Source organism: Rhodanobacteraceae bacterium (assembly GCA_016713135.1).
Lineage (GTDB): Bacteria > Pseudomonadota > Gammaproteobacteria > Xanthomonadales > SZUA-5 > JADKFD01.
The window spans coordinates 186,405-212,842 of the sequence record JADJPR010000007.1 but is presented as its reverse complement, the minus strand read 5'-3'; the positions used below and the strand labels follow the sequence as shown (position 1 = coordinate 212,842).

General features: G+C 67.6%; 26 protein-coding genes and 1 tRNA gene. 11 read left to right on the top strand and 16 right to left on the bottom strand.

Annotation, left to right across the window (positions count from 1 at the left end):
• Positions 1–71: 71 nt before the first annotated feature.
• The 5 genes from pgi to pcnB all read right to left on the bottom strand — a co-directional run bounded on the left by pgi (position 72) and on the right by pcnB (position 5,634).
• Positions 72–1,685, bottom strand: coding sequence for a glucose-6-phosphate isomerase (gene pgi / locus IPK27_09255; protein ID MBK8067799.1), 1,614 nt, complete (start codon positions 1,683–1,685; stop codon positions 72–74).
• Between the two features lie 230 nt (positions 1,686–1,915).
• Positions 1,916–2,761 (bottom strand): pantoate--beta-alanine ligase, encoded by an 846-nt coding sequence (locus IPK27_09250; GenBank protein ID MBK8067798.1) that lies wholly within the window; start codon positions 2,759–2,761, stop codon positions 1,916–1,918.
• A gap of 145 nt (positions 2,762–2,906) precedes the next feature.
• A complete protein-coding gene (gene panB, locus IPK27_09245) occupies positions 2,907–3,734 on the bottom strand; it encodes a 3-methyl-2-oxobutanoate hydroxymethyltransferase (protein ID MBK8067797.1) in 828 nt (275 codons plus the stop codon).
• A 14-nt stretch (positions 3,735–3,748) separates the two neighbouring features.
• On the bottom strand, positions 3,749–4,264 hold the full coding sequence (gene folK / locus IPK27_09240) for a 2-amino-4-hydroxy-6-hydroxymethyldihydropteridine diphosphokinase (GenBank protein ID MBK8067796.1): 516 nt from the start codon (positions 4,262–4,264) through the stop codon (positions 3,749–3,751).
• Positions 4,261–5,634, bottom strand: a complete 1,374-nt coding sequence (gene pcnB, locus IPK27_09235) for a polynucleotide adenylyltransferase PcnB (protein MBK8067795.1) — start codon at positions 5,632–5,634, stop codon at positions 4,261–4,263. The genes folK and pcnB overlap by 4 nt, the downstream gene beginning before the upstream one ends.
• Before the next feature lie 121 nt (positions 5,635–5,755).
• On the opposite strand from pcnB, the gene IPK27_09230 reads away from it, so the two are divergent.
• A tRNA-Glu gene (locus IPK27_09230) sits at positions 5,756–5,830 on the top strand.
• 21 nt (positions 5,831–5,851) lie between these two features.
• Positions 5,852–6,175: a ferredoxin family protein gene (locus tag IPK27_09225; GenBank protein MBK8067794.1), complete on the top strand. Its 324-nt coding sequence runs from the start codon at positions 5,852–5,854 to the stop codon at positions 6,173–6,175.
• Between the two features lie 59 nt (positions 6,176–6,234).
• Here the strand turns inward: IPK27_09225 and bamC are convergent, their stop codons facing one another.
• Entirely contained in the window at positions 6,235–6,783 is a 549-nt protein-coding gene (bamC, locus tag IPK27_09220) for an outer membrane protein assembly factor BamC (GenBank protein ID MBK8067793.1), read from the bottom strand.
• A gap of 41 nt (positions 6,784–6,824) precedes the next feature.
• The gene (locus IPK27_09215) at positions 6,825–7,718 is read right to left on the bottom strand and encodes a 4-hydroxy-tetrahydrodipicolinate synthase (protein MBK8067792.1); all 894 of its coding nucleotides are present in this window, start codon (positions 7,716–7,718) and stop codon (positions 6,825–6,827) included.
• A 133-nt stretch (positions 7,719–7,851) separates the two neighbouring features.
• On the opposite strand from IPK27_09215, the gene IPK27_09210 reads away from it, so the two are divergent.
• A complete protein-coding gene (locus tag IPK27_09210; protein MBK8067791.1) occupies positions 7,852–8,412 on the top strand; it encodes a transcriptional regulator in 561 nt (186 codons plus the stop codon).
• Positions 8,413–8,652: 240 nt separating this feature from the next.
• Here the strand turns inward: IPK27_09210 and IPK27_09205 are convergent, their stop codons facing one another.
• On the bottom strand, positions 8,653–10,698 hold the full coding sequence (locus IPK27_09205) for a TonB-dependent receptor (GenBank protein ID MBK8067790.1): 2,046 nt from the start codon (positions 10,696–10,698) through the stop codon (positions 8,653–8,655).
• Between the two features lie 148 nt (positions 10,699–10,846).
• Between IPK27_09205 and IPK27_09200 the strand changes: the two genes are divergently transcribed.
• Positions 10,847–12,244, top strand: coding sequence for a PhoH family protein (locus IPK27_09200; GenBank protein ID MBK8067789.1), 1,398 nt, complete (start codon positions 10,847–10,849; stop codon positions 12,242–12,244).
• 200 nt (positions 12,245–12,444) lie between these two features.
• Here IPK27_09200 and IPK27_09195 read toward each other — a convergent pair whose 3' ends face one another.
• The gene (locus tag IPK27_09195; protein MBK8067788.1) at positions 12,445–13,689 is read right to left on the bottom strand and encodes a hypothetical protein; all 1,245 of its coding nucleotides are present in this window, start codon (positions 13,687–13,689) and stop codon (positions 12,445–12,447) included.
• A gap of 50 nt (positions 13,690–13,739) precedes the next feature.
• Between IPK27_09195 and thiD the strand changes: the two genes are divergently transcribed.
• A complete protein-coding gene (thiD, locus tag IPK27_09190; GenBank protein ID MBK8067787.1) occupies positions 13,740–14,543 on the top strand; it encodes a bifunctional hydroxymethylpyrimidine kinase/phosphomethylpyrimidine kinase in 804 nt (267 codons plus the stop codon).
• 1 nt (position 14,544) lies between these two features.
• Here thiD and IPK27_09185 read toward each other — a convergent pair whose 3' ends face one another.
• Positions 14,545–15,555, bottom strand: a complete 1,011-nt coding sequence (locus IPK27_09185; GenBank protein ID MBK8067786.1) for an isocitrate dehydrogenase — start codon at positions 15,553–15,555, stop codon at positions 14,545–14,547.
• Between the two features lie 128 nt (positions 15,556–15,683).
• Here IPK27_09185 and IPK27_09180 point away from each other — a divergent pair, with 128 nt between their 5' ends.
• Entirely contained in the window at positions 15,684–16,790 is a 1,107-nt protein-coding gene (locus IPK27_09180) for a hypothetical protein (GenBank protein ID MBK8067785.1), read from the top strand.
• 15 nt (positions 16,791–16,805) lie between these two features.
• Here IPK27_09180 and IPK27_09175 read toward each other — a convergent pair whose 3' ends face one another.
• The 6 genes from IPK27_09175 to IPK27_09150 all read right to left on the bottom strand — a co-directional run bounded on the left by IPK27_09175 (position 16,806) and on the right by IPK27_09150 (position 18,956).
• Positions 16,806–17,174 (bottom strand): carboxymuconolactone decarboxylase family protein, encoded by a 369-nt coding sequence (locus tag IPK27_09175; GenBank protein ID MBK8067784.1) that lies wholly within the window; start codon positions 17,172–17,174, stop codon positions 16,806–16,808.
• A complete protein-coding gene (gene grxC, locus IPK27_09170) occupies positions 17,171–17,437 on the bottom strand; it encodes a glutaredoxin 3 (GenBank protein ID MBK8067783.1) in 267 nt (88 codons plus the stop codon). The genes IPK27_09175 and grxC overlap by 4 nt, the downstream gene beginning before the upstream one ends.
• 245 nt (positions 17,438–17,682) lie before the next feature.
• A complete protein-coding gene (locus tag IPK27_09165) occupies positions 17,683–18,009 on the bottom strand; it encodes a TusE/DsrC/DsvC family sulfur relay protein (protein MBK8067782.1) in 327 nt (108 codons plus the stop codon).
• Positions 18,000–18,287, bottom strand: coding sequence for a hypothetical protein (locus tag IPK27_09160; protein ID MBK8067781.1), 288 nt, complete (start codon positions 18,285–18,287; stop codon positions 18,000–18,002). The genes IPK27_09165 and IPK27_09160 overlap by 10 nt, the downstream gene beginning before the upstream one ends.
• Position 18,288: 1 nt before the next feature.
• The gene (locus IPK27_09155; GenBank protein MBK8067780.1) at positions 18,289–18,612 is read right to left on the bottom strand and encodes a hypothetical protein; all 324 of its coding nucleotides are present in this window, start codon (positions 18,610–18,612) and stop codon (positions 18,289–18,291) included.
• Entirely contained in the window at positions 18,609–18,956 is a 348-nt protein-coding gene (locus tag IPK27_09150; protein MBK8067779.1) for a DsrE family protein, read from the bottom strand. The genes IPK27_09155 and IPK27_09150 overlap by 4 nt, the downstream gene beginning before the upstream one ends.
• On the opposite strand from IPK27_09150, the gene IPK27_09145 reads away from it, so the two are divergent.
• The 5 genes from IPK27_09145 to ppx all read left to right on the top strand — a co-directional run bounded on the left by IPK27_09145 (position 18,955) and on the right by ppx (position 26,373).
• Entirely contained in the window at positions 18,955–20,475 is a 1,521-nt protein-coding gene (locus IPK27_09145; GenBank protein MBK8067778.1) for a M48 family metallopeptidase, read from the top strand. The genes IPK27_09150 and IPK27_09145 overlap by 2 nt on opposite strands.
• A gap of 201 nt (positions 20,476–20,676) precedes the next feature.
• A complete protein-coding gene (phoB, locus tag IPK27_09140) occupies positions 20,677–21,366 on the top strand; it encodes a phosphate regulon transcriptional regulator PhoB (GenBank protein ID MBK8067777.1) in 690 nt (229 codons plus the stop codon).
• A 38-nt stretch (positions 21,367–21,404) separates the two neighbouring features.
• Positions 21,405–22,709 (top strand): phosphate regulon sensor histidine kinase PhoR, encoded by a 1,305-nt coding sequence (gene phoR, locus IPK27_09135; GenBank protein MBK8067776.1) that lies wholly within the window; start codon positions 21,405–21,407, stop codon positions 22,707–22,709.
• 14 nt (positions 22,710–22,723) lie between these two features.
• The gene (gene ppk1, locus IPK27_09130; GenBank protein MBK8067775.1) at positions 22,724–24,811 is read left to right on the top strand and encodes a polyphosphate kinase 1; all 2,088 of its coding nucleotides are present in this window, start codon (positions 22,724–22,726) and stop codon (positions 24,809–24,811) included.
• On the top strand, positions 24,808–26,373 hold the full coding sequence (ppx, locus tag IPK27_09125; protein ID MBK8067774.1) for an exopolyphosphatase: 1,566 nt from the start codon (positions 24,808–24,810) through the stop codon (positions 26,371–26,373). The genes ppk1 and ppx overlap by 4 nt, the downstream gene beginning before the upstream one ends.
• Positions 26,374–26,438: the final 65 nt, after the last annotated feature.

Below are 26,438 nucleotides of genomic sequence, written 5' to 3'. Positions count from 1 at the left end.
GCCCCCGGCGCAAGCGCCAGCGGAGCAAGCTCCGCTCTAAGGACCCTCGCGCCAGCGGAGCAAGCTCCGCTCTACGGCTGGCGGCGGTAGCGCTCCACCAGCGCCGCGGTGGAGCTGTCGAAGCCGCCGGGCGCCGGGCCGCCTGAGACCCATGGCAGCAGCTCGCCGCAAATCTCCTTGCCGAGTTCCACGCCCCATTGGTCGAAGGAGTTGATGCCGAGCATGCGGCCGGCGAGGTACACCTTGTGTTCCATCAGTGCCACCAGCGCGCCGAGGGTGCGCGGTTCCACGCGATCAAGCAGGATCGTGGTGCTCGGCCGGTTGCCGGGGAACACCCGCTGGCGGGCGCGCGCGATGGCGGCCGGATCGGCGGGATCGCGCTCTTGCGCCAGCGCCTCGTCGAAGCTGCGCCCGCGCAGCAGCGCCGCGCCCTGGGCCGCCATGTTCGCGATCAGTGCGTCGTGATGCGCCGGCCACTCGTGGCCCACGCTCGCCGCGGCGACGAAGCTGACCGGGACCACGTCGGTACCCTGGTGCAGGGCCTGGAAAAAGGCATGCTGCACACTGGTGCCGACACCACCCCAGACCACCGGCGCGCTCGGGAACGGCAGTGCCTCGCCGCTGACGTCGACACTCTTGCCGTTCGATTCCATCTCCAGCTGCTGCAGGTATTCCGGCAGCCGCGCGAGGCGCTCGTCGTAGACCACCACGGCGTGGCTGGGGTGGCCATAACCGCAGCGGTGCAGCAGCTCCACCAGCGCGAGCAGGAAGCCGGCATTGCCGGCCCACGGCGCCTCGTGCACATGGCGGTCGATGGCATGCGCGCCGGCCAGCAACTCACGAAAACGCTCGATGCCGAAGGCGTAGACCAGCGGGAAGCCGATCGCGCTCCACACCGAATAGCGCCCGCCGACCGCCTCGTCGAAGGCGAGGATGTGTTCGTCCGGCACTCCGAAAGCGCGCGCCGCCGCGGGTTTCGCGGTGACCGCGATCAGCCGCTGCGACACCTCCTGTTCGCTCAACCCGCGCGCGCGCATCCAGCGGATCGCGCTCTCCGCGTTCATCCGGGTTTCCTGGGTGCCAAAGCTCTTGGACGCGAGCACGAAAGCGCTCTTGCGCGGGTCGAGGTGGCGCAGCACGGCATCCAGTGCATTGCCGTCGACATTGGCGACGAAGCGCAGCCGGCGTCCGGGCAAGGCTTCGCTGGCCAGCGCGTCGTAGATCAGCCGCGGGCCGAGGTCGGACCCCCCTATCCCGAGGTTCACCAGCACCTCGATGCCCTCGCCCGCCAGATGCCCGGCCAGGGCCGCCATGCTGTGCAGGCTGCCCTGGATGTCGTCGTGGCGGTCGCGCAGGGCGTCGGCGACGGGACCATCGGCCGGCACGCGCAGCAGCGTATGCAGCGCAGCGCGGCCCTCGGTCGCATTGACGATGTGGCCTTCGAAGAGTTCAGACAACGCGCCGCGCAGGTCCATGCGTTCGGCGATCGCCGTCATGTCCGCCAGCAGACGCTCGCTGAGCGCCTGCTTCGACAGGTCCAGCCACAAGCCCGGCAGTTCGATGGCAAAGCGCGCCGCGCGCGCCGGATCGGTCGCGAACAGGGCCCGAAGATCGGTACCCTCGCCTTTCGCGTGTGCGCGCAGGCAGGCCACCAGTTGCTGGCGCAGCTCGGGGAAGGCGGACATCGGCGGCTCCGGTCGCAGGAATCAGGCCGCCAGTCTCCACGCCGAAAGGGCAAAAAAAAACCCTCTTCCAATGTGGAGAGGGTTTTAATCGGAGTGACGATTACCTCAACGCGCCCTGCGTACCCTGACCGGCTGATGTTGCTAAGCTGTCAGAGTGGTTGTAAACGTACCACAGCTTGTTGCAGGAATCCATACACCTGTTGCGCGCATTCAGAAGATTGCAACGTGCGTCAGGATTTGGTGAAACGCAGGTTGTCGATCAGCCGCGCCCGCCCGAGCCAGGCAGCCGCCAGCACCACCAGTTCGCGCTCGTCCACCGCCGGCAGCTGCAGGGATTGCGCGCTGCGCACTTCCAGGTAGTCGGGGCGGAAGCCCGCATCCTTCAGCTCCTCCAGTCCGCGGGCGACCGGCTCCGCAGCCTCGGCGCCGGCCGACACCGCGTCGGCCACGCTGCGCAGCACGCGATAGACGGTGCCGGCGGTCCGGCGTTCGTCGGCGGTCAGGTACTGGTTGCGCGAGGACAAGGCCAGGCCGTCGGCATCGCGCGCGGTGGGCGCGCCGACGATCTCGATCGGGAAGCCGAGATCGCGCGTCATCCGCCGGATCAGCAGCAGTTGCTGGAAATCCTTCTCGCCGAACACCGCCACATCCGGCGCCACGTGGTTGAACAGCCGCGCGACGACCGTCGCCACGCCGCGGAAATGCCCCGGGCGGAAGGCGCCGCAAAGGATGCCTGACAGGCTCGGCACATCCACCCAGGCCTCGGTCTCGCCATAGGGATACATGGCCGCGATGGTCGGCGTGAACAGCACATCGCAACCCGCTTCGGCCAGGAAAGCGGCATCCCGTTCCAGCGTACGCGGATAGGCCGCGTAGTCCTCGGAGGGACCGAACTGCGTCGGGTTGACGAACACACTCGCCACCACCTTGTCCGCCAGCCCGCGCGCCCGCTGCACCAGCGAGATATGGCCCTCGTGCAAATTGCCCATGGTCGGCACGAAAGCAATCCGCTGGCGTGCGATGCGCCATTCGCGCAGCAGTGCGCGCATCGGGGCGGGTTCGGTGTAGCGGTGCATGGCGCTCAATTCGGTTGTGAGTTGTGGGTTCTGGGTTGTGGGCTGCACACCTCCGAGCCCCGCGACCTCGCGGCGCGGGAAGCCTCTGGATCGGAGCGTGCCAGGGCTGCCCACAACCCAGAACCCAGAACCCACAACCGGCCTCTCAGAAACTGTGCTCAGGCCCCGGAAACCGGCGCGCGCGCACGTCCTCGGCATAGCGCTCGATGGCGCGGTGTACGCTGCCGGTCTCGATCAGGAAGTCCTTGGTGAAGCGCACGCGCTTGCCGGGGGTGATGCCGAGCAGATCGTAGCTGACCAGGATCTGGCCGTCGCAGTCGACTCCGGCACCGATGCCGATGGTCGGAATGTCGATTGCGCGGGTGATCTCTGCCGCCAGCTTCGCCGGCACACATTCAAGCACCAGCGCCTCGGCGCCGGCGGCGGCGACCGCGTGCGCCTGTTCCAGGATCTTCTTTTGCGCCGCCTCCTCGCGCCCCTGCACGCGGAAGCCGCCCATGCGCAGGATCGACTGCGGGGTCAGGCCGAGGTGCGCGCACACCGGGATCTCGCGCTCGGTCAGGAAACGGATCACATCGAGCACGCAGTCCTGGCCGCCCTCGAGCTTGACCATGCCGGCCTCGGCTTCCACCAGCAGGCGCTTGGCCGTCACCAGCGCCTGCTCGGGCGTCGCGTAGCTCAGGAAGGGCATGTCCGCCATCAGCAGCGCGCGCGACAGACCGCGGCGCACCGCGCGGCTGTGGTAAACGATGTCGTCCACGGTTACCGGCAGGGTGTTCGGATGCCCCTGGAAGACCATGCCGAGCGAGTCGCCGACGAGCACGACATCGATGCCGGCGGCGTCCAGCACATGCGCGAAACTGGCGTCGTAGCCGGTCAGCGCGACGATCGGCGTGCCGTCCTGCTTCATCTTGCGCAGTCCGGGCACGGAGACCGGCTTCTGCGACGGCGTGGTGGCGGCGGTGGCGTACATGGCGTCTCGCAGGATCAGCGGGGAGGCGTGTCGGCGCCGTCGGCGCGCCAGCACAGACTAGCGAATTCCGGCTTGAGCAAGGATTTCAGCGCGCCGATGCCAGGAATCTCCAGCCCCGGCGCCAGGTCATGCAGCGGCAGCAGCACGAATGCGCGCTCAGGCAAGCGTGGGTGCGGCAGCTGCAGGCCGGGCTCGTCGACGACCCGCGCGCCGTGCACCAACAAGTCCAGGTCCAGCGTGCGCGGGCCGTTGCGGCGGCCGCTACTGCGGTCGCGGCCATGCGCGAGTTCGATCCGCAGCAACTCGGCGAGCAACTGCTGCGGCGTGAGCGCAGTGTCGATCGCCGCCACCGCGTTGAGGAAATTGGCCTGGTCCGGATCGCCCCAGGGCAAGGATTCGTAGCCCGGCGAAACCGCGACCAGGGTCGAGCGTGGCAGCGCCGCCAACGCACGCACCGCGCTGGCGAGTTGCTGCGCGGGCTCGCCGAGATTGCTGCCGAGCCCGACGAAGGCGCGCTCGCGCCGGTTCATTCGGCGGGCGCAGTGGCCGGCTTGCGGCGACGGCGGCGACGGCGCTTGGCCGGCGCCTTGGCGTCGGATTCGGCTGGCAGGCGTGGTCCGGCGGGCACCGCAGCGAGGCCGCGGAACAGGCCGTCGAACTCGCCCTCGGCGCAGGTCTGCGCCGCCTCCCAGCGACGCGCCTGGTCCACCAGGTCCGGGTCCACCTCGGCGCGCAGCACGAGGAAATCGAAGGCGGCGCGGAAGCGCGGGTGGCGCAGCAGGCGGCGCGCGCGGCTGGGCGAATTGGTCGCGAAGCGCGGCTGCAGTTCCCAGATCTCGCGGGTGACCACGGAGAAGCGCTTGGGCAGCGCGACGCGCTCGACCGATTCGCGGAAGATCTCTTCGGCGGCATCGGCCATCGCGCCTTCCACCTGCACATCGATGTGCGCGCAGGCCATCTGGAACGGCTCCCACAGGAAGGCCGCGAACAGGAAGGCCGGCGTCACCGACTTGCCTTCGGCTACGCGCGCATCGGTGCTGCGCAAGGCGGCGCGGATCAGCGCATCGGCATAGGGGCGGCCGGTGTCGGCATCGACACTGACACTCGGGAACAGGTGCTCGAACAAACGCAGCCGGAGCAACTGGTCGTAGCTCTTCTCGGCGTGGCCGTAGAGAAACAGTTTCTGCAGATCGTCGAACAGGCGCGCTGGCGGGATGCCGTCGAGCAGACAGGCCAGGCGGCCGATGGGTTCCTCGGTGGCACGCTCGATCTTGAAGCCGAGCTTGGCCGCCAGCCGCGCCGCGCGCAGCATGCGCACCGGGTCCTCGCGGTAACGCTGCTCCGGGTCGCCGATCAGGCGCAGTTGGCGCTCGGCAAGATCGGCGAGGCCGCCGACGTAGTCGCGCACCGAGAAGTCGTCGATGCTGTAGTACAAGGCATTGACGGTGAAATCGCGGCGACAGGCGTCCTCCTCGATGCTGCCGAAGACGTTGTCGCGCAGGATCAGGCCCTCGGCCTCCACCTCGCGGTCCGGGTGCTCGTCGTCAGGGCCAATGCCGCCGCCCCCGCGGAAAGTGGTGACCTCGATGATCTCCTGGCCGAAGCGCACGTGCGCGATGACGAAACGGCGGCCGATCAGGCGGCAGGTGCGGAACACCTTGCGGATGTCTTCCGGGTGCGCATCCGTGGCAACGTCGTAGTCCTTGGGATCGGCGCCGAGCAGCAGATCGCGCACCGCGCCGCCGACCAGGTGCGCCTGGAATCCGGCCTCGCGCAGGCCGTAGAGCACGCGCACCGCGGCGGAGCTGATGCGCTTGCGCGAGATCGTGTGCGCCGCGCGATGCAGCACGATCGGCAGGTGCTCGTTGTGCGCCGGGTGATCGCTGGAGTTGCTGTCCATTTCCGTCATCTACTGTCCATGTATGGTTGCTGAGGGCTCACGCCTCGATCCATTCGTTGTTCTTGTGTGCGCCGGGTTGTGGGGCGCGTGGCGGGTCGCTATTATCGCAGAGCTCCGCAGCGCTCCCTTCGTCTAGCGGTCAGGACGTGGCCCTCTCAAGGCTAAAACACGAGTTCGATTCTCGTAGGGAGCGCCATTTTTCTGGTTGTGCTTGCCAATGCCCTTTGTTGTCGTCGAAAACTGCATCAAGTGCAAGTACACGGATTGCGTGGAAGTATGTCCAGTGGACTGCTTCCACGAAGGCCCGAACTTCCTCGCGATCGATCCGGACGAGTGCATCGACTGCACCCTGTGCGAGCCCGAGTGCCCGGCCAACGCGATCTTCCCTGAAGACGACGTGCCCAAGGGCCAGGAGCACTTCATTGCGCTGAACCGGGAACTGGCGGCCGGCTGGCCGACCATTACCGTGCGCAAGGAAGCGCCTGCCGACGCCAAGGACTGGGACGGCAAGCCCGGCAAGCTCCCACTGCTGGAGCGCTGAAAGCAGCGCCGGCTCAACGCAGGCGCGCTTCGACGACACCGAGCACGGTCATCGCCGGATCATCCCGGCGCGTGCCACCATCGGCATCCACCACGCTGACGGTGGCGCCGGTATCCGCCGCCGCCACCTGCAGCGTCATGATGGTCGATGGCGCATCGCCACCGAACATGCGCCTGAAGAAGCCACGCTTTGGGCGCCGCCGCGGTCAGTTCGACCTGGTAGCTCTTCGCCGCCGGGTCCCTGGACACCATGCGGCAGCAACCGCTGCGTTCCAGCGCGATGCCGACACGGCGGAAGGCGCTGTCGGCCTCGTCGTCCAGCGACAGCACGGCATTCGCCGCGCGCGGCAATCCAGCCCGCGCCACGGCTACCGTATTGCCCAGCGTCGGCGGGGCCGCATCCACATTCGACGCCATGCCGGCCACCGCCGGAATCTGCAGCGCCGGGTTCGGCGCCGGCGCGATCAGCCCGTTCGGCACCTGCAGCGGCGGCGTCTCACGCGCGTCCTCGTAGACGATCGGCCGGTTGATCAGGCTGCAGCCATAGGGCAGGCACAGGGCCGCCACCAGCACCAGTTTTCCAGCAGACGCCAAGCGCGCGCGCAACATTCGTGGTTCGATCCTCAACGTGTGTGGGTGCCGCGGGAGGCTCAGGCCGCCAGCTTCGGGGCGAGCCGGACACCGGCAGCTTCGAGCGCCGCCGCCAGCGCGGGCCTCAAGGGCTGCGACAGCGGCAACAGCGGCAGGCGCAGGACATCCCACGCCCGCCCCATCATCGCCAGACCCGCCTTCACCGGGATCGGATTCGGCTCGCTGGCGACAGCGGCATACAGGGGCGCAAGCATAGCGTCGATTTGCTGCGCTGCCTGCCCCTGTCCGGCGCGCGCGGCGCGCACGAGTTCAGCGAAGGTGCGGGGTACCAGGTTGGCGACCACCGAGATCACGCCATCCGCCCCGGCCAGCACGGCGCGCAGCGCGGTGGGATCGTCTCCGCTCAGCACGCCGAAGGACTCGCTGCGCAACTCAAGCAGGGCCTGCATGCGCGCCGGATCAGCCACCGCTTCCTTGATGCCGATGATGCGCGGGTGCGGCGCCAGCTGCGCCACGGTCTCCGGCAGCAAGTCGACACCGGTGCGTCCCGGCACGTTGTACAGGATCACCGGCAAGCCACCCTCATCGGCCAGCGCCGCGAAGTGAGCGCGCATGCCGGACTGGGTCGGGCGCGAATAGTAGGGGGTTACCGCGAGCGCCGCGTCGGCACCGACCTTGTGCGCCAACTGGCACAGGCGTAGCGCCTTGCTGGTGGCTGCGCCGCCCGTACCGGCAATCACCGGGACCTTGCCCGCGACGCGCCGCAGCGCGACTTCCAGCAGGCTGGCCAGCTCGGTTTCCTCGAGCGCACCCGATTCCCCGGTGGAACCGCCGACCACCAGTCCGTTGCTGCCCTCGTCCAGATGCCATTGCACCAGGGCATCGAAGGCCACCAGGTCGAGCGCGCCCGCGCGCTGGAACGGCGTCACCAGCGCCGGGATGCTGCCGGAAATGTGCACGTCGACGGGATCCTTCAAGGTCGTTGCGGCCGATCTTACTTGCGGGTTTTCCGAGCTGACAAGTATTCTGCAGGGCTGCCCGGGTCAGCTTCCGGGCAGTTCCATCCTGCAAGGCCAAGCTCCCGCCGTGTCCGATCCCGCTCCACGCCCCGCCGTCCCCGAGAATCACTTGCTGGTATCGGCCATCGCGCCCAACTCGGTGCCATTGCTGACGGTGCTTGGCAAACGCGTGCTGGACGCCGGCTGCAATCTGCTGGAGGCCCGGGTGGCCTTGCTCGGCCAGGAAGTGTCGGTGCAACTGCTGGCTTCCGGCGCCTGGGATGCGATCGCAAAATGCGAGAACGCCCTGACCAAGATCCAGCGTGACGACCAGATGGCGCTCACCATGCGCCGGACCAGCTCGCGCGAACTGACCGGCAGCAGCCTGCCGTACACGGTCGAGGTGATCGCGGCGGATCGTCCGGGCATCCTGTACCAGCTGGCCGAGTTCTTCTCGCGCCGCGGCATCACGGTCGAGGCGCTGTCATCGTCGCGCTACCGCGCGGCGCAGACCGGCGCCGAGATGTTCTCCGCGCAGATCTCCATCGGCATTCCGGCCTCGGCGCATATCTCCAGCCTGCGCGAGGACTTCCTCGAGTTCTGCGACACGCTGAACCTGGACGCAATCCTCGAGCCGTTGAAAGGCTGAAAGAACGGTTGTCGGTTGTTGGTTGTCGGTTGTCGGCAGCACGCCAGTGCCGACGCAACGCTTCCACCGCGAGCTTCGCTGCCGACAACCGACTACCCGCTCTCCCCAGACATGAAGGAACTGTGGGAGCGGGTTTATCCCGCGACCCAGACGCCTCGCGGTCGCGGGATGAACCCGCTCCCACAGTCGGTCTCCGTTCGATGCGCGCCGATGCGCGCCAAAGCGGTGCCGCTGGAGCTCTCAGAACTCCCGGCTCAGCGTCAGCCGCACTGCACGCGGTTCGAAGGCGTGGAAGTGGCGGTCCTCGATCCCGTCGCCAGGCTCGCCGGGCAAGCGCGAGGCGTAGAAGTACTCGATGTCGCGATCCTCGGCGTCCAGCAGGTTCAGCACCTCCGCGTCCACGCGCCAGCCGCCGAACTGGCGGCCGACACGCAGGTTGACGAGGTCGGAGCCGTCGGCGCGCTGCGAGTCGTCCTCGATCAAGGGATAGCCGCCGACGTGGCGCCAGCGCAGGGTCGCGTCCCAACCGCTGTCGAAGCGCGCATTGAGGCCGGCGGCGATCGTCAACGGCACCGCACCGGGGATTTCGCGGCCGGCAGGATCGGCGTCGGCAAAGCGCGCGTCGGTGTACTCGATCTCGAGTTCGGCGCCGATGCGTTTGCTGGCGAACCAGTAGAGTCCCAGTTCGGCGCCCCGGCGTTCGCTTGGACGGCTGGCCTCGGTGGTGCCGGCGTCGCCGACGTAGAGCAATTCGGAATCAAGGTCCAGGCGCCAGGCCGAGAGGGTCGCGTGCAGCCTCTGCGAGAGAAACCAGCGCGCGCCGAGTTCGCTGCCGCGCGAGCGTGCCAGCGGCGTCACCGGATCGGCCGGCTCGCCGCTGACGGGATCGACCCCCAACACGGTGCCGCGCGCATCGTTCGAATGGAAGCCTCGCCCCCAGGACAGGTAGAGCTCGAAGTCCGTGCGCGCGGCGTAGACCAGGCTCAGCTTCGGCGAGTTGATCGACGCATCGGCATCACCCGAGTTCGCCGGCTCGATGGCGGCGACCTCGAAGTCGTAACGGTCGTGCCGCCAGCCGAGGTAGCCGCGCAGGCGCTCGCCGAAGCGGTACTCGAAATCGCTCCACAGCGCGAGGCTGCGCTCGTCGACGCGGTCGCGGCGAATGTCGCGCACGCATTCGCGGCCGACGCTGCGGCACAAGCCGACCGCGCCGATGTCGTCGCGCTGCCCGGCGATCCCGACCCGCCAGCGCCAGCGCTCGCCCGCGAAACTGTCGCGCGCGTGGAAACCGGTCATGCGTCGGCGGTCGCGCTGGCGGAACTCGTCGCCCGCCTCCGGATCGTCCAGGAAATAGGTGAAGTTCGACCAGAGCCGCAGGTCGTAGTCGATCGCGTATGCGCCGGCCTCGAACTCGCCACCGGCCAGCGTCCCACGCCAGCCGCCGGCCAGCGAGGAGCGGCTGCTGACGCCGCCGAGATCGCGGTCGAGCGAGCCGAGGGCATCGATGAGTCCGCTTTCGATCGCGCGCTGCGGGATCTGGTCGGGCGAATTCCAGCGGTTGTGGTAGTCCATCAGGCTCAGGTGCGCGTGCCCGCCGCCGAGGTCGAATGCGCCTTTCAGCACCAGGTTGCGCTTGCGCACATCCTCTTCGATGTCGCTCCAGGGCCCGTCGTAGGCCTGGGTTTCGAGACCGTAGACGAGGCTGCGCGAGGAATCACCGAAGCCGCCCGCGGCGAGCCCTCGCAGGTACCCGTGCTCGCCAGCGCTGAAACGCAATCGCTGCCGCTCGAGGGTCTCGGCGAGGCGGAAGTCCGCGCTGCCGGCGGAGGAGAAATCGCCGACCTCGGCATGCCAGGTGCCTTTGCGATAGGCCAGTTCCTCCACCAGTTCCGGAATCAGGAAATTGAGGTCGGCGTAACCCTGTCCGTGGCCGTGGCTGCGCAGGTTGACTGGCATGCCGTCGACGAAACTTGCGAAGTCGGTGCCGTGGTCGAGGTTGAAGCCGCGCAGGAAGTACTGGTTGGCCTTGCCCGAACCCGAATGCTGGGTCGCGACCATACCCGGCACGTACTCGACGAGGTCACCGCTGCGCAGGCGCGGGCGCTCGGCCAGTTCGCCGGGACCGACCACGCCCTCCGAGGCGCTGATCGCGGAGCCGAGCAGATTCGCCTGGCGACCGAAGACCAGGACGGCGTCGAGCGCTTCCGGATCGGTCTCCGGCTGCGCGGCGTGGGAAGAAGTTGTTGCGAGCAGCAACCAGCAGACGCTGGCGAGGGTTCTGAGCATCGTAGGTTGGCCCGGCTTGCGTGCTGTCCTTACGTCCGCGGAGCCGCTCCCGGATGCGGCCGACATGCCGGCCGTCCGGCAATGCGTGCGTTGTCTCGGTTTTTTGGCATTCTCGGTGGGCGCGGTGATCCCGCCCGACGGAGAACTCATGAGCCAGCGAAAGCGTACCTACGTCCTCGACACCAATGTGCTGATGCACGACCCGACGGCGCTGTTCCGCTTCGAGGAGCACGACGTCTACCTGCCGATGATGGTACTGGAGGAACTGGACGCGGCGAAGAAGGGCACCTCGGAGGTTTCGCGCAATGTGCGCCAGGTCAGCCGATTTCTCAATGAGTTGATCGAGAGCCACGGCAACGGCAAGCTGGACCACGGCATCGCGCTCAAGCGCCCTGACGGGCTGGACCTCGGCCGCCATCGCCCACGCGGCCATCTGCGCTTCCAGACCTCCGAGCCCAATGCAGACGGCCTGTCCTTCGGTTCGGTCAAGCCGGACAACCAGATCCTGCTGGCCGTGCTGCAACTGCGCGAGGAGAAGACGCGCAACGCGGTGGTGCTGGTCACCAAGGACATCAACCTCCGGATCAAGGCCAAGATCCACGGGATCCCGGCCGAGGACTACGAGAACGACCGGGCGCTGGACGACCTGGCGCTGCTCTACAACGGCGTCGATGTGCTCAAGGCGGAGTTCTGGAGCAAGCACCCGGAACTGGAATCCTGGTCGGAGCGCGGGCGCACCTACTATCGCGTCAAGATGAAGCGCGACGAGCGCTGGCATCCCAACCAGTTTCTGCATTTCGGCGACGACAACCAGATCGCCCTGCGCGTGCTGAAAACCGAGGGCGGCCGCGCCACGCTGCAGATCGTCGACGATTTCCAGAGCGCACCGCACCGGGTGTGGGGCATCAGCGCGCGCAACCGCGAGCAGAACTTCGCGCTCAACGTGCTGATGGATCCGGAAGTCGATTTCGTCACCCTGCTCGGCACCGCGGGCACCGGCAAGACTCTGCTGGCACTGGCGGCGGGACTGGCGCAGACGATGGATCAGCAGCGCTACAAGGAGATCATCGTCACCCGCGCGACGGTGCCGGTGGGCGAGGACATCGGCTTCCTGCCGGGCACCGAGGAAGAGAAGATGACGCCCTGGATGGGCGCGCTGAACGACAACCTGGAAGTGCTCGCAAGCCCGCAAGACTCCAGCAACTGGGCGCGCCAGGCGACCAACGATTTGCTCTCCTCGCGGATCAAGGTGCGCTCGATGAGCTTCATGCGCGGGCGCACCTTCCTGTCGCGCTACGTGATCATCGACGAGGCGCAGAACCTTACGCCGAAACAGATGAAGACCCTGCTGACGCGCGCCGGCCCCGGCACCAAGATGGTATGCCTGGGCAACGTCGAGCAGATCGACACGCCCTACCTGACCGAGACCACCTCAGGCCTGACCTTCGCGGTCGACCGCTTCCAGTACTGGCCGCACAGCGCGCACATCACACTGCGCCGCGGCGAGCGTTCGCGCCTGGCGGATTTCGCCTCGGAAGTGTTGTAAGGGCGCAACGCATTCCACCAGGATGCAGCGGAGCACGCTCTACGTCACGCGCTCCAACACCGGTTGCGCCGGGCTGGCTCGGGCCTCGCGGGACGAAGGGAGCGGCTTGATGCAGAGACACGGAGAGAGGCACTTTCCATGCCTTTCTTCGCGCTCTCTCGGTCCTAGCGCTTAACGCGCCTGGAAAGCCTGGCGTCGGCTCAGAACCGCAGGTTCCACAGCGCTTCGAACTCGAAGTGCGTGGACTCGGTGGGATCGACATTGCGCACGAATGGCGAGCCGAGCACGTATTCCGCGCCCGCGAAACTGGCGGTCAGGCGGAAATCACCCAGCCCACCGAGCGAACGCCCGATGCCGAGCGACCAGTTCGAGTCGCTCTGGATGCCGTTGATCGCCTGCTGCAGCAACGGCGCCGTGGGATTGGGCTGCAGTCCGGTGCTGTAACGCACCGACCATTGCCAATTCTGCACACCGCCCTGCACCGTGGCCGAGTAGACCGTGAGGTCCTGCCAGGCGAAGCTCGGGCTGCTGCTGTCGCCCAGCAGCGCCAGAAAGCGGTTCGGCAACGCGTAGCTCGAGAAGCTGTTCACGTCGCTGTAGAACACGTATTCCGCGCCCAGCACCATGGTGGTCTTCGGCGCGATGTTCGCAGTGAAGCCCAGTGCTGCAGTGGCGGGAATGTCGAGGTCGCCCGGCTCGGAGTAGACGCCCTGATACGACTTGTAGGTGTTCATGTCGACACGCGAGCGCAGGCCGAGGCTCCAGCCCATGCGCTCGGTCAGCGGTGCACCGAAGGCGAGCGCCAGACCGGTTCCGCGCGATTCCTCGGCGGAAGCCACCGCACCCGGAAGCTGGCTGTCAGGCGCATCGACCAGCGGCGTCAGGCTGCCGCTCGCGAAACGCTGTTCGGCGAAGACCGCGTCGACACCGATGCCGAAACCGGACGGGGACTGCAACAGCAGACCTGACGTCAGCAGACGCCGCTCCAGGCCTCCATCGCCAATCGCGCGGACGGTCAAGTCTTCCGTCGCCTGGCGCGATGCGGGACGCCCGGTCAGGCGCGCAGCGCGCGCAAACAAGGCCCAATCACGGCTGGAGGCCAGCGGAACGACGAGGAGTTCGCCCAGCGCACGGTTGAGCGGGTTCAGCGACGGTGTCTCGATCAACGCGTCGACATCGACCCAGGAGAAGTCAGGCGCCAGCCGCTGCACAGCGGCCACCCGCAACGGACCCCGAAGCACCGCATGGCGCGCTTCGAAATCCCCCGAAATGCCTTCCATTGACGGTTGGGCGAGGGTAAAAGAGGGGACGGCGAGCAGCAAGCTCGCCGTCCCAATCAAGTTTTGCAAACGTGCTCTCGCCTGCATGCCCTCAAGCCCTGCTAGAAGGAAAGGAGTGTTGCTTCTAGCCGACGCCAGAATCGCAAAAAAACCACAGTGCGTCAAGCACGCAACAACCATATTTTTTCGTTGTATTTTTGCCACAGGGCTGTCACATGCAAAACGCCACCACGCCGCGCGCCTACGCCCTGACGATCGCTGGCTCGGACTCCGGTGGCGGTGCCGGCATCCAGGCCGATCTGCGCGCTTTCGCCAGCCAAGGCGTGTTCGGCCTGTCGGCGATCACTGCCGTCACCGCGCAGAACTCGCGTGCGGTCGACGCCGTGCAGGTCCTGTCCCAACGCATGGTGCGCGCACAGATCGACGCTGTCTGTACCGATTTCCCGGTATCCGCGATCAAGACCGGCATGCTGGCAACGCGCGCCATCGTGCGGCTGGTCGCGCGGCAGGCGGCAGCGCTGGCCTACCTGCCCTGGGTGATCGATCCGGTGATGATCGCCACCTCGGGTGCGGCGCTGCTGAGGGACGATGCCCAGCGCAGCGTGCGTGACGAGCTGTTGCCGCGTGCCGCGTTGCTGACGCCGAACATCCCCGAGGCCGAGGTCCTGCTCGGCCGGCGCATCCGCGGACTGCGCGACCTGGAGCCAGCAGCGCACCAACTGCTGCGACTGGGACCGCAGGCAGTGTTGCTCAAGGGTGGGCACATGCGCGGCAGTGAGGTGGTCGATCTCTATCTCGATGCCGCAGGTGGCCGCGAATTCCGCGCGCCGCGACAGCGCTTCAACGGCCATGGCACCGGCTGCACGCTTGCCTCGCTGTGCGCCGCGCGACTTGCGCTCGGCGAGGCGCGCCCGCTTGCAGTGGAGAATGCAATCTCGGCCTTCCGCCGGGCACTCGCCAGCGGCGTCAGCGTCGGCCGCGCCGCGATCTACGTGCCCTACCCCTTGCGCCAGGCCTGAATCAGCCCTGCAGCCGCGCCACCAGCGCGTCCGCGTACACGCTGGTGCTCGCGCTGCCGCCGAGATCCGCGGTCAGCCGGTCCTTCGCCTCGAGCGTGGCGCGGATCGCCACGCGCAGGCGCTGCGCGGCGTCGAGCAGGCCGAGGTGGTCGAGCATCATCGCCGCCGCCAGCAGCAGCGCGGTGGGATTGGCGATGCCCTTGCCGGCGATGTCCGGGGCCGAGCCATGCACCGCCTCAAAGATCGCCGCATCGGTGCCGATGTTCGCTCCCGGCGCCAGGCCGAGGCCACCGACCAGGCCGGCGCACAGGTCGGAGAGGATGTCGCCGAACAGGTTGGTGGTGACGATCACGTCAAACTGGTGCGGGTTCATGACCAGCTGCATGCAGGCGTTGTCGACGATCATCTCGTTGAAGCTGAGTCCCGGATAATCGGCAGCCACCGCGCGCGCGGTCTTCAGGAACAGGCCCGAGGTGGTCTTCAGGATGTTTGCCTTGTGCACGATGGTCACGCGCTTGCGTCCGGTGCGCACGGCCAGATCGCAGGCATAGCGCGCGATGCGCTCGGAGCTGCGGCGGGTCACCTGGATCAGCGACTGGGCAGTCTCGCCGTCTGCGGACAGGGTCTGGCCCTCGCTGCGATAGGCACCCTCGGTGTTCTCGCGCACCGTCAGCAAGTCGATGTTCTGGTAGCGCGAGCGGGTGTTCGGGAAAGACAGCGCCGGACGCACGTTCGCGTACAGGTCGAAGCGCCGGCGCAGGTCCACATTCAAGGAAGAGAAGCCCTCGCCGATCGGCGTGGTCAACGGTCCCTTCAGAGCCACGCGCGTGCGCGTGATCGATTCGATGGTCGACGTCGGCAGCAGCGAGCCATGTTCCTCCAGCGCACTGACGCCCGCGCTGGCGAACTCATAGCTCAGCCCGCACTGCAGCGCGTCGAGTACGCGCAATGTGGCGTCCGTGATTTCGGGGCCGATACCGTCGCCGCGCAGAACCGTGATCGTCTTGCTCATGAGTCTTGCCAAGAATTGTGACTTCCGCCGGGGTGGCGCAGGGCGTAAACTAGACGCGAGGGATGGTAGCGGCAACTCGCCTAAGGTCGCGTGTTGCTGCGCCGTTCAGCGGCTTGGTCGAGGACGACATGCAGAAATCGAAATGGTGGTGTGCGATCTTGCTGGTGCCAACCGTGGCGCTGGCGCAGGTGTCGCCGCATCGCATCGAGGTACTCCCGAGCGATCCAGCCGCACGGGTGAGCCCTCAGTTGCGCGTCAGCGGCCCCTGGCCGAACGCCTGCGCCCCCGAGTTGCTGCCGGTGTTTGTCGATGGCCCGTACATCGACATCGCCGTGCGACAGGTCGGGGAAGTCTGCGGACAGGCAATCTCCCAGTATTCGGTGACCGTCGACCCGGCCGCTGCGAACGGATTCGGAAGTGTGCCAGACGGCATTTACCGCGTGCGCTTCTCGGTCAAGGATGCCGCGAGCCAGGCAACGCTTCTGGCCTTCCGCGTGGTCGACATGACGCCTGCCAACGGCCGCCGCGTCACGCCCGAGCCCGGGTTCTGGGCTCCGAATGTCGCAGGCGAATTCCTGACCAGCGGCAGCGGCATCGGATTCATGATCGAACGCCAGGGCGGCACGCTGGCGATGACCACCAACGCCTACACACTCGGCGGCAACTCGGCTTGGTACTTGAGCGCCGGAGCGCTCGGGCGTAGCCATTTCAATGGCGATCTCTTGCGTTCGCTCGGCGGTCAACCGCTTTGGGGGACCTACCGCGGTCCGCAATCGGTGGAACCAGCGGGCAGCGTGGACATCGAGTTCAGTTCAAACTCGACCGGCGTGGTGTGGTATGCCAAGGCCAGCGGCGAGGGCATCCTTGACCCGCTGGATCTTATGCCGGTCTCGGTCCAACGCATGAACTTCGCGCTGCCCCTCAACGGCGAGGCACTCGCTGGCCAGTGGGTCGTCAGCAGCACTGAGGGCAACCTGGAGGCGGTGCCTGTGGCGTTGCGACTGCGCTTCGAGCGCGATTTGTCCTCCGCCCGCGAAGCCGTGCTGGGCGATGGTGCGAAGGGTTACCAGTTGCGCTGCGCGATCGACTCAGCGCGCGCGGATGCCGCGCCCGCAAGGTGCCAGCTGACGCGCAATGGTGCGCCCGCCGGCGAATTCGACAACAACGGATTGTCGCGCCTCAGCGGCCGCGACGCGAATGGCCTGAGCCTGGCCATGGTGCGCGTCAGCGACTAACGCCGACGCGCGCCCTCACTCCGCCGCAGGCGCGGCCTCCGCGGCGGCGAGCTGGTCGAGGAAGTCGACCGCACGCCGCAAATGCGGGATCACGATCGACCCGCCGACCACCAGCCCCACGCTCATTGCCTCGAAGATTTCCTCGAAGCTGAGGCCTGCCTGGCGGCACTGGGCCAGGTGGTAGCTGACGCAATCGTCGCAACGCAGCACCAGCGAAGCCACCAGCCCAAGCATCTCCTTGGTGCGCACATCGAGGCGCGGCCCCTCGGAATAACACTGGCGATCGAGCGAGAAGAACCGTTTGGTCAGCTGGTTGTCGATACCGAGGATGCGCTCGTTCATACGCTGACGGAACGAAACGAACTGCTGCACGCGGTCGCTCATGACGCCACCCCCTGCAGCAGTGGCTCCAGCTTGCCAGCTCGGTCCAGCGCGACCATGTCGTCATGCCCGCCGACGTGCACCCCATTGATGAAAATCTGCGGCACCGTGCGCCGCTGCGTGCGCCGGATCATCTCGTCGCGCAACACCGGATTCAGGTCGACACGGATCTCTTCGATCGCCGTATGTCCCTTGCGCGCGAGCAGCCCCTTGGCTGCCATGCAATAGGGACAGATCGCAGTGGTGTACATCTGGATGGTGGCCATGGGTTGGGTTGTGGGTCGTGGGTGACTGGGAAAAGGGTTGTGGGTTGTGGGTTGTGGGTTGTGGGTTGTGGGTTGTGGGTTGTGGGTTGTGGGTTGTGGGTTGTGGGTTGTGGGTTGTGGGTTGTGGGTTGTGGGTTGTGGGTTGTGGGCAGCAAGGCTCGCACCTCGTGGGCCTGGGGGAGCCGACGCTGCCGGCTACCCTTTCAGATCGCTGCTCGGGCCTTGCCCACAACCCACGACCGGCTTCAAAGGCACCCTTCAGGTTTGGGCAGCCCGGCGATCTTGCAAGCCTGCCTTGCCGGGCCATCCGGAAACAACTGGTACAGACGGCGGCTGGTGGCTTTCGGTTCACCCAGCAGCGGCGCGATGGCCTTGACCAGCACGCGCATCGGCGGGCTGTGCTCGAACCGTGCGTGATATTCGCGCAGGAATTGCAGCACCTGCCAATGATCGGGCCCGAGCGCGATGCCCTCCTCCGCAGCCACGGCCGCGGCGAACTCAGGGGTCCAGACGGACGCATCCAGGAGGTAGCCAGCCGGATCGCGGGCGTAGATCCCGCCATTCAGTTCCATTCGACGAGCCTCTCCCCTGCCGCGACCAGCGCCCACCAGGCGGCATCCGCGATCAGCGCCAACGGAGCAGGCAAGCCCGCACCCGATGGCCACTCGACCGCCGGCACGTACCAGCGCGCGGCCACCGATGAGGCGCCAATGATGCGCGCGACGATGTCGGCGTCGCGTATCGCCTGGTCGAGCAGCACTACCATGTCGCCATCGGCAAGCGTATCCAGCAGCACCGCCCAGGCCGCATGATCGGCGGGCTCGAGCGAGACGTGGTGGAGCACACCCATCTCACCAGACCTGCAACGGTGCGCGGCGCAACCAGTCGCGCCAGGCCTGCTCGCCGAGCGGCTCCAACGGCAGCGCGGCGGGTCCGGCGAGCGCCGCCGGCACGCACGCGGCAGCAACGTCGAGCAGACTCAAGCTGGCGAATCGCGCATAGCTCGCGGGACGGCTGCCGTCCGGGTTGAGCGTGATCAGCAGCAGGCCGTCACCGGCAAATCCCAGCTCCAGCGGCGAGTCGAGCGCGGCGGCCGCCTGCGCCAGGTCGAAGCCCGCACGCCAGATGGCCTCGTTCCCTGGACCATGGGCGAACAACAGGCGCAACGGCGTCATGTCGCGAGAGTCCCGAAGCGCAATACGCGGTCGCTGCGCTCCACCGCGGCCACCCAGTCGGCCAGCCCGCCCAGGCGGAAAGGTGCTGGCGGATCGCCGTTGCCGCCCAAGCGCTCCCAGGCCGTGCGACACACCACGCAGACCAGCCCGGCTCCGCTGGCCAGGCGCTGCCAATCCGGATGCGCCTGACCGGCCGGATTCAGAGCCGCATAAGTCCCGTTGTGGTACAAGAACGCGGTATCCAGGGCATGCCCGTCGGCGTGGGCCAACTCGAGCGCCCGCAGCGCGACGCGCTCGGCGCTGGAATGCGCAGGGTTGCCGAGTACCATTACGGACAGACGCATGAGCAGCGAGAAAAACCAGGCCGGTCGCAAGAGCATAACCGGGCGCCGGCGCGCCGGCGCCGTCGCGCTCGCGGCATGGATGAGCCTTTCGGGCGGCGTAGCCGGCGCACAGACGGATGGCAGTGAGCTGCCGGACCTCGGGGACTCCTCGGCACGAGTGATGTCAGCCGAGACCGAGCGCGAGTACTCCGAGGGCTTGCTGCGCCAGTTGCGCAACTACGACCTCAGCATCGACGATCCGGAGTTGGTCGAGTACCTGGAAACCCTGGCTTTCCGCCTGGTGCAGGGCAGCGGCCGCACGACGACCAATTTCCATTTCGAATTGATCAATGTGCCGGTGGTCAACGCCTTCGCCTCGCCCGGCGGCCTGGTCGTGACCTTTTCGCAACTGATGCTGTATGCCGAGACCGAGAGTGAACTCGCCGGCGTGCTGGCGCACGAGATCGCGCACGTCACCCAGCGCCACATCACCCGGCGCATGGAAAGCTCGATGGAGGACGTCATCCCGATCCTGCTCGGCACCCTGGCGCTGGCGGTGGCCACCCGCGGCGAGGGCGATGGCGCGCAAGCGGCGATGGCCTCCGGCATGGCGCTGATGCAGCAACGGCAGATCAACTTCACCCGCGAGAACGAGCACGAGGCAGACCGCGTAGGCATCCAGACCCTGGCCAAGGCCGGCTTCGATCCGGTCGGCATGGGCGATTTCTTCGCGCGCATCGGCGCCTTGCACCGCACCGGCGGCGAGAAGCCACCGGAGTACTTGATGACCCATCCGGTCAGCACCACCCGCGTCGCCGAGGCCAAGGCGCGCGCCGACAAGCTGCGCAAGGGCACGCAACTGACCAGCATCGAGTTCAAGCTGATGCGTGAACGCCTGCGCGTGATCACCTCGACCGATTTGCCGGCGCTGGTGCGCTTCTACCAGGATGCGCGGCGTTCGAAGGAGATCGATCCAGTCGCTTTGGACTATGGCCTGGCCCTGGCGCGCTCGCGCATCGGCGACCAGGATGCCGCGCACCAGGCGCTGGAACGCCTGGCCAAGGCCGATCCGCACCGGCTGAGTTACCAGCTCGCGCTGGCCGAGACCGAGCGCGCCGCGCGCGACTTCGACGCCGCCGACCGGCGCTATCAACGTCTGCTGGAAGAGCGACCGAATCACCGCGTGGTCAGCATTGCCTTCGCCCGTTCGCAGATCGAGCGCGATGGCGAAGCGGCCGGGCGGCGCGCGGTGGAGACCCTGCGTCCGCTAATGAGCGAGTACGGCGACGACCCCTCGTTGCAGCAGTTGTACGCCCGCGCGAACGAACTTGCCGGCGACAAGGTGCGTGCCGCCGAAGCCTACGCCCAGGCCTATTTCCTGCGCGGCAAGTACGAGGACGCGATGCGCCAGCTGGAACAGACCGCCGCCCGCAACGACCTCGACTACTACGAACGCGCCCGCATCGACGCCCAACTCGCCGAATGGCAGCCCATCGTGCTGCGCGAGCGGCGCCGCGCGGAAGAGGATGAGCGCGGCTGAGGGGGCGGGTTGTGGGTTGTGAGTTGTGGGTTGTGGGCGGCAACACCCGGCGACCCCAACGCTGTCGCGACCGGAGCGAGCTTCGCTGCCCACAACCCACAACCCGGAACCCACAACCCTCTCGATGACACTGTCACACCCCTGTAATGTTCCCCGCCTTCAATGGCAGGGTTGACGGACTGGCGACAGCAGGGGTGGACCTTGGAACAACGCGTGCTGGTGGTGGAGGACGAGACCGCCATTCGCGACATGATCGCGTTCGCGCTCAAGCGTGCGGGGATTGCCCCGATGCTGGCGGAGGACGCGCGCGCGGCGCAGCTGGCGATCGCCGACCGCTTGCCGGACCTGATCCTGCTCGACTGGATGCTGCCGGGCACCAGCGGCCTGGAACTGGCTCGGCGCCTGCGCCGGGAGGACCTGACACGCGAGATCCCGATCATCATGCTCACCGCGCGCGGCGAGGAAGATGACCGCGTGCTCGGACTGGATGCCGGGGTCGACGACTACATCGTCAAGCCCTTCTCCACCCGCGAGCTGATCGCGCGCATCCGCGCGGTGCTCCGGCGCACCCAGCCGCATGGCGAAGGCCAGACCATCAGCCTGGGCGGGCTGACCCTGGACACGCTCAGCCACCGGGTGTTTGCGCAGGAAAAGCCGGTGCAGCTCGGGCCCACCGAATACCGCCTGCTGGCCTTCTTCATGAGCCACCCCGAGCGCGTCTACACCCGCAGCCAATTGCTCGATAACGTCTGGGGCAGCGGGGTCTATGTCGAGGAACGCACGGTGGACGTGCACATCCGCCGCTTGCGCAAGTGCCTGGAACCCTGCGGGCTGGAGGAATACATCCAGACCGTGCGCGGCGCCGGCTACCGCTTCTCCACCACGGTCTGATCACGCGCTGGCCGGCGCGTTCCTGCGATCATCGCGTGATGACATCCCTCCGCGCGGTTGAACGCAGCGTCGCGGTGCTGGTGGCCCTCGGCGGCACCGGCCTGCTGCTCGGCTGGCCGTTCGGCCACGCCGGTTTCGGCATGGCTTTCGGCCTGTTGGGGTGGGCTGCGCTGCAACTGCGCCAGCTCGCCCGACTGCAGGGCTGGCTGCTGTCGCGGCGGATGCATGCGCCAGAGTCGAACGGCGCATGGCAGCCGGTGTTCGACTGTCTGGAGCGCCGGCGCAAGGCCGACCGGCGGATCCGCCGGCGGCTGCTCGACGCGCTGGAATCGGTACGCGACGCCGCGCGCGCATTGCCCGACGGCATCATCGCCATCGACGATGCCGACACCATCCACTGGTTCAACAAATCGGCGCGACGGCTGCTCGGCTTCCGTTACCCGGCGGACATCGGCAACCACCTGACCCATCTGGTGCGCTCGCCGCGCTTCGTCGAATGGCTGTCGCACGGCCGGCTGGACGAACCGCTGATCGACCTGCCCTCGCCCGACGACGAACGGGTGCGGCTGCTCTGCCGACTGATCAGCTATCGCCCGGGCTTCCGCATGCTCATCGTGCGCGACGTCAGCAACCTGATGCGCCTGGAACAGGTGCGCCGCGATTTCGTCGCCAATGTCTCGCACGAGCTGCGCACGCCGCTGACCGTGATCAATGGCTACATGGAAACCCTGGAGCCGGATGAACTCGGCGAGTTCTGCCCGCTGTTCATCGAGATGCGCCAGCAGAGCCGGCGCATGGCCCATATCGTCGACGACCTGCTGACCTTGTCGCGGCTTGAGGCCCAGGGCAGCCCGGTCGATGAGCCGGTGGCGATCAATGCCCTGCTCAACGCGGTCCGGCGCGACGCCGAGGGCCTGAGCGCGGGCCGCCACCGCATCAGCCTCGACAGCACGCTGGACCTGGACCTGCGCGGCTCCGGCAAGGATCTGCACAGCGCTTTCTCGAACCTGGCCGTCAATGCGGTGCGCTACACCCCAAATGGCGGCAGCATCCGCTTGCGCTGGGATGCTCACCCCGAAGGCGCCGCCTTCAGCGTATGCGACACCGGTCAGGGCATCCCGGCCCAGCACCTGCCGCGGCTGACCGAGCGTTTCTACCGGGTCTCGACCAGCCGTTCGCGCGAGAGCGGCGGCACTGGCCTGGGCCTCGCCATCGTCAAGCACGTGCTGAATGCGCACGGTGGGCGGCTGGAGATCGAATCCGAACTCGGCCGTGGCAGCACCTTCCGCTGCGTGTTCCCGCGCACCCGCCTGGTCGCCCGAGCGGCAGGCAGCGACACCTGATTCTGCTAGCTTTGATGACCTCCCCAGCCCTCCCCGACGCCGTGACTGCCCGCGACCCGCGCCTGTTCCTCAACCGCGAGACCAGCCTGCTGGCCTTCCATCGGCGGGTCCTGGCGCAGTCGCAGGACGAGCGCGTGCCGCTGCTGGAGCGGCTGCGCTTCCTGTGCATTTCCTGCACCAACCTCGACGAGTTCTTCGAGGTGCGCGTCGCCACCATCCGCCACCAGTTGAACTTCGCCGGCAGCCTGCCATGGCCGGATGGGCGCACCCCGAACGAGGTGCTCGCGGCCATCCGCGAAGAGGTGCTCTCGCTGGTGCGCGAGCAGTACCAGACCTGGAACCAGCAGCTGAAGCCGGAACTGGCCGCGGCGGGCGTGCGCTTTCTCTCGCGCGACGACTGGAATGCGCGCCAGCGGCGCTGGCTGCACACCTATTTCCACGATGAGCTGATGCCGGTGCTGAGCCCGCTGGGTCTCGATCCCGCACACCCTTTCCCGCGCATCCTCAACAAGAGCCTGAATGTCGCGGTGGCCCTCAAGGGCAAGGATGCTTTCGGCCGCGAGGCCGATCTCGCGCTGGTGCGCGCGCCGCGCTCGCTGCCGCGCCTGGTGCGCCTGCCGAAGGACGTCGCCGGCAGCGATCACGACGTGGTGCTGCTCTCCGCGATCCTGCAGGATTTCGTCGACGATTTGTTCCCCGGCCTCAAGGTCAAGGGCGTCTATCCCTTCCGCGTGACCCGCAACTCGGAGCTGTGGGTGGACGAGTTCGATGTCGAGAACCTGGCCCACGCGCTGAAGGACGAATTGCTCGACCGCGGCTTCGCCCGCGCGGTGCGGCTGGAGATCCACGACACCTGCCCGCGCTCGCTGGGCCACTTCCTGCTGGAGCACTTCGAGCTGACCGAAGACGACATGTACCGCGTCAACGGCCCGGTCAACCTCAACCGGGTGGGCGTGGTCTACGACATGGTCGACCGCCCGGACCTCAAGTACCGCCCGTTCAGCCCGCGGGTGCAGGCGCCCAAGCCCGGCGCCAATGCGTTCGACATGGTGCGCGAGCGCGATGTGCTGTTGCACCATCCCTACGACAGCTTCTCCACGGTGATCGACTTGCTCAAGCAGGCCGCTGCCGATCCGGATGTGCTGGCGATCAAGCAGACGCTGTACCGCACCGGGCGCCGCTCGGTGCTGGTCGACTACCTGATCGAGGCGGCGCGTGCCGGCAAGGACGTCACGGTGGTGGTGGAACTGCGCGCGCGCTTCGACGAGGAAGCCAATATCGACCTGGCCAACCGGCTGCAGGACGCCGGCGTGCAGGTGGTTTACGGCGTGGTCGGCTACAAGACCCACGCGAAGATGCTGCTGATCGTGCGCCGCGAGAATGGCAAGCCCAAGCGCTATGTGCACCTGGGCACTGGCAACTACCACCAGACCACTGCAACGATCTACACCGACATCGGCCTGATCACCTGCGACAAGGACGTCTGCGAGGACGTGCACAAGCTGTTCCAGCAGCTCTCCGGCCTCAGCCAGGCGATGAAACTGAAGCAGTTGCTGCACTCGCCGTTCACCCTGCACCCGGAGCTGATCGCCAAGATCGACCGCGAGGCGAAGCACGCCCGCGAGGGCCGCCAGGGCAAGATCCTGGCGCGCATGAACGCGCTCAGCGAGCCGAATGTGATCGAGGCACTGTACCGCGCCTCGCAGGCGGGGGTGGAGATCGTGCTGTTCGTGCGCGGCATCTGCGTGCTGCGCCCCGGCGTACCCGAGGTCAGCGAGAACATCCGCGTGCTGTCGATCGTCGGCCGCTTCCTCGAACACAGCCGGGTGTTCTATTTCCGCAATGGCGGCGAGGAGGAGCTGTACGCCTCCAGCGCCGACTGGATGGAACGCAACCTGCTGAACCGGGTGGAGACCTGCTTCCCGATCCTCGACCCCAGCCTGCGCCAGCGGGTGTTCAACGAGACCCTGGAGAACTATCTGGCGGACAACTCGCAGGCGTGGAAGCTGGAAGCGGACGGCCGCTACACCCGGATCGAAACCGGCGAGGACATGCCGCATTCGGCGCAGGCCTCGCTGCTGGCCAGGATCTGCGGCGGATGATCGACTCGCGCCCGCCCGATCTGCGCGACCACGAGCCGCTGGCTGCGGTCGACCTCGGCTCCAACAGCTTCCACATGATCGTCGCCCGCTTCACCGACGGCGGGCTGCAGGTGATCGACCGCCTGCGCGACCCGGTGCGGATGGCCGCCGGCCTCACGCCGGACGGCCAGCTGACGCCGGAGATCCGCGAGCGCGCGCTCGGCAGCCTGGCGCGTTTCGGCCAGCGCCTGCGCGGGATCAAGCGCAACCGCATCCGCGCGGTCGCCACCAACACGGTGCGCCAGCTGCGCAATCCGCGCGCCTTCCTGATGACCGCCGAGACCGCGCTCGGCGCGCCGATCGAAGTGGTTTCCGGGCGCGAGGAAGCGCGCCTGATCTACCTCGGCGTCGCACATGGGCTGAACGACCCGCGCCAGCGACAGCTGGTGATCGATGTCGGCGGCGGCAGCACCGAGCTGATCATCGGCCAGGGCTTCGAGACCCTGGAGACCGAGAGCCTGCAAATGGGCTGCGTGGCGACCACCCAGCGCTACTTCGCGGACGGGCGGATCACGCGCAAGCGCTGGCAGGAGGTGCAACTGCGCCTGCCGATCGAATTCGCGCCGATCATCTCGGCCTACAAGGCGCGCGGCTGGAAGCGCGTGATCGGCAGCTCAGGCACGATCAAGTCGATCGCCAGCATCCTCGCCGCCGCCGGCGGCCGCGAGCGCGAGATCACCCGCGCCGGGCTGGTCGAACTGATCGACCACCTGATCGAGATCGGCGCGATCGAGCGCGCGCGGCTGCCCGGCCTGAGCGAAGATCGCCGTCCGATCCTGCTCGGCGGCCTGGCCGCGCTGTGGGCCTGCTTCGAGGCGCTCGACCTGCAGCAGCTGCGGGTCAGCGACTACGCGATGCGCGAGGGCCTGCTGTACGACTCGCTTGGCCGCTTCCAGCACCAGGATCCGCGCGAGCGCAGCATGAAGACCCTGGCGAAGCGCTACACCGTGGACCAGGCGCACGCCGAGCGGGTGCAGCAGACCGCGCTCAAGCTGTTCGACCAGATCGCGACACCCTGGCGCCTGGGCGACGAGCATCGCGAGACGCTGCGCCACGCCACCCTGGTGCACGAGATCGGCCTGGCCATTTCGCACACCCAGCACCACAAGCACGGCGGCTACATCATCGAGCACTCGGATCTGCCCGGCTTCTCGCGGCGCGAACTGGAGCAGGTGGCGGCGTTGGTGCGCGGCCACCGCCGCAGCGTTCCCGAGTCCACCTTCGAAGACGTCTCGCCGCGCGATGTCGAGGCGCTCAAGCGCACGCTGGCGCTGTTCCGCCTGGCCGCGGTGCTGCACCGCTCGCGCGCCGAGGAGCCGCTGCCGGAGCTCGCACTGGAAGTCGCCGGGCGCGAGCTGCGCCTGAGTTTCCCGCGCGGCTGGCTGACCCAGCACCCGCTGACCTGGGCAGATCTGCGCCAGGAGAAGGACTTCCTCGAAGCCATCGGCATCCGCCTGCGTCTGCGCATCGACCGCGATGCGCGCAACCCGCTGGTCACGGAACTGCTCGACAAGGCGCAATAGCGCTGTCGGGCAGCGCGTCGGGACACCTGGGCGGTCGCCCGAAATCTTGAAAGTGCCTGCCCGGA

Coding starts and splice junctions, on each gene's coding strand:
- panB (MBK8067797.1), bottom strand. CDS start 3,734: ATGTACGCCACCGCCGCCACCACGCCGTCGCAGAAGCCGGTCTCCGTG.
- IPK27_09145 (MBK8067778.1), top strand. CDS start 18,955: ATGAGCAGCGAGAAAAACCAGGCCGGTCGCAAGAGCATAACCGGGCGC.
- ppk1 (MBK8067775.1), top strand. CDS start 22,724: ATGACCTCCCCAGCCCTCCCCGACGCCGTGACTGCCCGCGACCCGCGC.
- IPK27_09160 (MBK8067781.1), bottom strand. CDS start 18,287: ATGGGTGTGCTCCACCACGTCTCGCTCGAGCCCGCCGATCATGCGGCC.
- IPK27_09250 (MBK8067798.1), bottom strand. CDS start 2,761: ATGCACCGCTACACCGAACCCGCCCCGATGCGCGCACTGCTGCGCGAA.
- IPK27_09200 (MBK8067789.1), top strand. CDS start 10,847: ATGAGCCAGCGAAAGCGTACCTACGTCCTCGACACCAATGTGCTGATG.
- IPK27_09150 (MBK8067779.1), bottom strand. CDS start 18,956: ATGCGTCTGTCCGTAATGGTACTCGGCAACCCTGCGCATTCCAGCGCC.
- phoR (MBK8067776.1), top strand. CDS start 21,405: ATGACATCCCTCCGCGCGGTTGAACGCAGCGTCGCGGTGCTGGTGGCC.
- bamC (MBK8067793.1), bottom strand. CDS start 6,783: ATGTTGCGCGCGCGCTTGGCGTCTGCTGGAAAACTGGTGCTGGTGGCG.
- IPK27_09155 (MBK8067780.1), bottom strand. CDS start 18,612: ATGACGCCGTTGCGCCTGTTGTTCGCCCATGGTCCAGGGAACGAGGCC.
- IPK27_09225 (MBK8067794.1), top strand. CDS start 5,852: ATGCCCTTTGTTGTCGTCGAAAACTGCATCAAGTGCAAGTACACGGAT.
- IPK27_09180 (MBK8067785.1), top strand. CDS start 15,684: ATGCAGAAATCGAAATGGTGGTGTGCGATCTTGCTGGTGCCAACCGTG.
- pgi (MBK8067799.1), bottom strand. CDS start 1,685: ATGTCCGCCTTCCCCGAGCTGCGCCAGCAACTGGTGGCCTGCCTGCGC.
- IPK27_09185 (MBK8067786.1), bottom strand. CDS start 15,555: ATGAGCAAGACGATCACGGTTCTGCGCGGCGACGGTATCGGCCCCGAA.
- ppx (MBK8067774.1), top strand. CDS start 24,808: ATGATCGACTCGCGCCCGCCCGATCTGCGCGACCACGAGCCGCTGGCT.
- IPK27_09165 (MBK8067782.1), bottom strand. CDS start 18,009: ATGGAACTGAATGGCGGGATCTACGCCCGCGATCCGGCTGGCTACCTC.
- grxC (MBK8067783.1), bottom strand. CDS start 17,437: ATGGCCACCATCCAGATGTACACCACTGCGATCTGTCCCTATTGCATG.
- IPK27_09175 (MBK8067784.1), bottom strand. CDS start 17,174: ATGAGCGACCGCGTGCAGCAGTTCGTTTCGTTCCGTCAGCGTATGAAC.
- IPK27_09205 (MBK8067790.1), bottom strand. CDS start 10,698: ATGCTCAGAACCCTCGCCAGCGTCTGCTGGTTGCTGCTCGCAACAACT.
- pcnB (MBK8067795.1), bottom strand. CDS start 5,634: ATGGACAGCAACTCCAGCGATCACCCGGCGCACAACGAGCACCTGCCG.
- folK (MBK8067796.1), bottom strand. CDS start 4,264: ATGAACCGGCGCGAGCGCGCCTTCGTCGGGCTCGGCAGCAATCTCGGC.
- thiD (MBK8067787.1), top strand. CDS start 13,740: ATGCAAAACGCCACCACGCCGCGCGCCTACGCCCTGACGATCGCTGGC.